General features: G+C 44.3%; 5 protein-coding genes. 3 read left to right on the top strand and 2 right to left on the bottom strand.

Annotated elements, in window-relative coordinates:
* Positions 1-57 precede the first annotated feature (57 nt).
* Together K2I50_RS07245 and K2I50_RS07240 are read right to left on the bottom strand one after the other, a co-directional pair.
* Entirely contained in the window at positions 58-402 is a 345-nt protein-coding gene (locus K2I50_RS07245; protein ID WP_301025640.1) for a hypothetical protein, read from the bottom strand.
* 24 nt (positions 403-426) lie between these two features.
* Positions 427-2133: a DUF3575 domain-containing protein gene (locus tag K2I50_RS07240; protein ID WP_301025639.1), complete on the bottom strand. Its 1707-nt coding sequence runs from the start codon at positions 2131-2133 to the stop codon at positions 427-429.
* A gap of 848 nt (positions 2134-2981) precedes the next feature.
* Between K2I50_RS07240 and K2I50_RS07235 the strand changes: the two genes are divergently transcribed.
* The 3 genes from K2I50_RS07235 to K2I50_RS07225 all read left to right on the top strand — a co-directional run.
* A complete protein-coding gene (locus K2I50_RS07235) occupies positions 2982-3365 on the top strand; it encodes a hypothetical protein (RefSeq protein ID WP_301025637.1) in 384 nt (127 codons plus the stop codon).
* Between the two features lie 139 nt (positions 3366-3504).
* Positions 3505-4410 (top strand): helix-turn-helix transcriptional regulator, encoded by a 906-nt coding sequence (locus K2I50_RS07230; RefSeq protein WP_301025635.1) that lies wholly within the window; start codon positions 3505-3507, stop codon positions 4408-4410.
* A 2-nt stretch (positions 4411-4412) separates the two neighbouring features.
* Positions 4413-4842 (top strand): 3'-5' exonuclease (locus tag K2I50_RS07225; protein WP_301025634.1); only part of this gene is annotated, 430 nt, incomplete at its 3' end.

Here is a 4842-nt window from a genome sequence, read left to right as displayed (position 1 = left end):
GCAAAGTTAGGCATTTTCGCTATAAAATACACCTCTTCTTGCAATCTTTGGCCGATTCTAAATGAAAGAGCCGTGACTCCAATCGAAGTAGTTGATGTAAGAACCATCGCTGCAGAGTTTCACGGTGGCGGCGGCTCCATTATCGTCGAAGAAATAGAAACACACACTCTTTACCTCGTTTTCTGTATCCGTACCAAACTCATAGTCTGGCTTCTCATCGCCACGGGAACTGGTTTCGGGCAGCCCTGAAATTGCTACAGTAATGTATTTGGCATTGCCATCCGATACACTACCCTGTTCATTACCAGGTTCATAAATGTCAGGCTCTATGATGTCGCTCGAGCAACCGCTCGCCAACAACATCATTCCCGCAGACAAAAGAATAAAGTTTTTGTTCATCATAAACTTTAGATCTTTTAATTTGGTTTATTTATTATATATAGGTGAATATGAAATCCTCTTTTCAAGCTCATTGAGAGTTTCGGCTGCCTTTGCAAGCCCGGCTTCCTTTGCCTCGGCAAGATAGCGGCGAGCAGTCTCAAAGTCACGGGTCCGTATGGCCATAGCGCCCCGCGCATAAATGGCTTCGGGAGAGTCACCGGCCTTGTCGATATATCGGGCCGCCGACGCTAAATCGCCCCGGCGCATGGCTGCGTTAGCCGCATTGAGATTTGCGACAGCATCCTCTGGAAACATTCTGACTGCCGTCTCGAATACCTCTGTAAATTCATCGCTGCCGGGGTCCATCTCGCCGGCTGCAATGTAAAACTCATCAAGACTCAGATTCTGTGGATGTTCCCTCATCACGGCAAGAATCTCAATAGGGTCGTGATATGTGCGTATCACATATGATACCTTATAATCTGTATGACGTAATGCAGGATAATATGTGTGGAGCATGAACTGGTAGTCCTGCGGATACATGCTCTTTATTTGAGCCTCTTTTTTATCAGGCTCTATGTCCGAGTCGATTAAATTGAGTATCTCACTGCGGTGGTCAAGATTGGAGCCGTCCACCGCCAATCGTAGTCCAGCCCAGTCTTCAGGCTCAAAGTCGGTTATCATAGTCACATTATCGAAGCGATAGAGCTGCTGTATATAATGACGGAGAGCCTCTGTACGTCCTTTAGCAAGATCTGTATTGTGTGAATACGGACTCTCGGGCGATGCGAAACCCTTAAGCCACACGGTGTCTATCCTGGCATCGGTATCATTGCGGATTGTGTCAATGGTCGAGCGAATTGCCGCCAGCTCGATGGAATTGCGTCGATAATCGGGATATATTATGGTCTGGTCCACCGGAAAGTCAATATATGCCCGTCCCTCGAGAGTGCGTCGTTTCTCTCGCGAAGCCAAGGGCCTGATATAAAGCAAATCGGGGAAAAATCGCTCTTGAAACAGGCCGACATCGCCATGTTCGTTGAGAAGAACATGCCCGCAGCATCCATTGTCGGTTCGCTGTATACGGAGCGTCGCTCCGTCCATCCAGTCGTGAAAAGGCACAAACTCATGATATGCGACCTGCTCGGGAGCCTCCTTGGCCTGAAACACCATACGGTTCTTGCCGGGCACCATCATACTCCTGTTATTGCGCATATTGTAGTAATAGCGGCGCCGGCCATACACATTGACCGTAGGAAGAGCAATTGAATCATTGCCCTTGAGAAGCCACGGCGACAGGCACACACTCCTGTTTGATTCAACATCGAGGTCAGAGAGCACAAGGTTCATATCAATGCAAATATGGGCGCCGTCTCTCTCCATCTTCAGATTTTCGACCGACACATTGGTCACGACGTTTTCGGCACCGGCAACTAAAGTTCCCAACATATTGATTTTACCGTCAAAGCCTCCCATGTTGAATATGCCGCCATGCGTGTGAGCTCCGACAAAATGACCCGAAAAACGGTCACAGAACCAGTATCTTACACCGGGCTGAATAGATAGATGTTTCCATCTGCGATCATGGCTTAGAGTCCAGGCATTGATACTTACAGGAATGTCTACGGTCCATTGGGGAGCCAATCCTATTTCGGTTCCGACGTTGATATCGAGTATCAAATCATCCAGGACATTCGTCTTAACAGCGACATCCGGCCCATGTGTCGCGCTTGTAACAGAGATTGCAAGCATGAATATCAATTTTCTTATTATTTCATCAAAATCTGTATTTAAAGTTGCCTTATCACTAAAGCAATAGAGAGCATCATGCGGTCTGTTGCAGCTGTGTCTGCACAGTTTGTGATAACGGTTAGATATATTTCCAGGGTGCAAATTTCAACATCTTTTCACAATTGTGCAAGCAAAAATCACCCCCGTTAAAATATGTTAATCTTATGAATTTCAACACTTTAGCTTAATAAAAATAAAATATTGTCCGGGGAATGCTCATTATCAGTATGTATCCGAGCATAAAGTAATACAAATCGACACACAACCATATCAATAACGGCAATGGCAACCCCACCCTAAAGACTCTATATCAACCATATACAGTTAATGGCGCATCATTCCACCGAATATACGGAATTAAATCACGTTCCATAATATATGTTAACGCCAGAGCCGCTTTTTCCCTGTGATAAAGGAGCTGTAGACAGTCACCTATGGCCTATAAAACCACCAGCAAAATCATCGGCTATACCGACACTATGAAGTACAATCCCAGACATCAACAGCATCAAAATAAAGCTGATGCATAAAATGGGACACCATCAGAATATCTTTGCATCAAAATAATCAAAATAATATGATAGAAAAATTCAGACAGCGAATGGCTTCGGTACTTGACGTGCAGAAAGAAGAACATTCTCATTCGGTGAAACTCAGTCCGATATTCTTGTGGTTTATGGTTGCAGGAATTATAGGTGGAATCGTGCCTTTTGTATGGAAGACTAATCAACCAATGTTGGTAGCGATATCCTCAACTGTATTATTTATTATCCTTACCGCTAAACCGGTACTAAAGAAAAGTCTAAAGTATGATGAATGAGGAACGACGCAAGGTGATTATCACTGCCATGAATGAAGAAAAGGAGAAACGTCGGAAAATGATGCGTGAACGACAAGCATATTTCTCTGCTGTCGCAGAGGAATATGAAACTTTTGAGGAGTTTACCAAGACTCAGAATAGGTGGCTTGAAATAATGGGCATTGAATTATATCAGGAGAATCCATTATATCTATCTCTTCGCATTCAACTTGACTATCAAGCCTATGAGACATACCACATTATAAAAGGTAATAATGGGAAACTCACAGTAAGTGATATTGTTTGGTGGCAAGATTTACATTATGCTAACAGCATTATGAATATTTCAACCGGAGAATGCGCAGATGAAGAGGATATTTCCAGAAGTTATTGAAATATAAAACCTTATATTTCAGGCAGGGTCTTTTTGCCGCAAAAAGCAATCAAATTATCTGATTTTTATAGGAATCTAAAGCTGACGCACGAAATGATACAGGTTTTGATTATTTTTGCGGTGTAAAACTCAAACGGATATGAAACAACTGCAAAAATACACTTGGCTGATTGACACAATCCGCCGTGCCGGAAAGATTTCACATAAGGATCTTTCTGACCGCTGGTCGAGCAATAAAGATTTCAGCGACGGAAACAAACTTCATCGCGCCACGTTCAACCGATGGCGTGATGCAATCTATGATCAATTCGGAATAATGATTGACTGTCAGAAAGTTGGTGGCTATCTATATTATATCTCCAATCCGGAGGATATCGACGAGGACAAGCTCAAAAAGTGGATGCTCGATTCGTTTGCAGTCGGCAATATCATAGGAGAGAATCTTTCTTTGAAGGGCCGCATATTAGTCGACGAGATTCCTTCCGGGCGCAATCATCTGACATCCATACTGGAGGCAATGAAAGAAAACCAAGTTGTGAATATCACATACCGTCCGTTCAAGAAGTTGCATAGCTACACATTCCCGATTGAGCCATACTGTGTCAAGTTGTTTGAGAACCGTTGGTATGTGTTGGCTCACAATTTGCGCTATGGAGATGTACGGCTTTATGGCCTTGACCGTGTAGAAAGTGTAGAAACAACATCTGATACATATCAGCTGCCTAAGGACTTCGATGCTTCAGATTACTTTACTACCGCATACGGAATAGTAATTGGTTACGATGTCAAACCCGAAAGAATCGTAATCCGAGCCAACAAAAACCATAAGCATTATTTGAAGTCCCTACCCCTCCATCATAGTCAGTGCTTGATTGAAGACTGTGGCGAGTATGCCGATTTTGAGTTATATCTGTCTCCCACTTATGACTTTGTCATGAAGCTGCTTCAAGTAGGTTCGATGATTGAGGTTATCAGCCCGGCATCGCTCCGCAAAACGATGAAAGGATGGATTTCGGACATGTACGAACTATATGAGAACGATTGAATATGCAGGACTTTGTCGCAATAGATTTTGAAACAGCGAATGGCCGTCGTTCCAGCGTATGCAGTGTCGGCATCGTTATAGTGCGAGGCGGTGAAATTGTTGACAAATTTTACAGTCTCATACAGCCTGCCCCGAATTATTACACATACTGGACAACAGAAGTACACGGTCTTACAAGGCGTGACACGGACGGGCAGCCGACCTTTCCGGAAGTATGGTCGCAGGTCGCAGATAAAATCAAGGGACTCCCATTGGTTGCCCACAATCGCCCCTTTGACGAGAGTTGCCTGAAAGCAGCCTTTGCCGAGTATGACATGAAATATCCGGATTATGAATTTCATTGCACCCTCGCCGCATCCCGCCGCTGTCTTGACATTCCAAGCCACCAGCTCCACCTTTCAGCCGCGGCCTGTGGCTATGATATGACCAACC

Source organism: Muribaculum sp. (assembly GCF_029051885.1).
Taxonomy (GTDB): Bacteria; Bacteroidota; Bacteroidia; order Bacteroidales; family Muribaculaceae; genus Muribaculum.
This window is presented reverse-complemented; position numbering and strand designations above follow the sequence as displayed.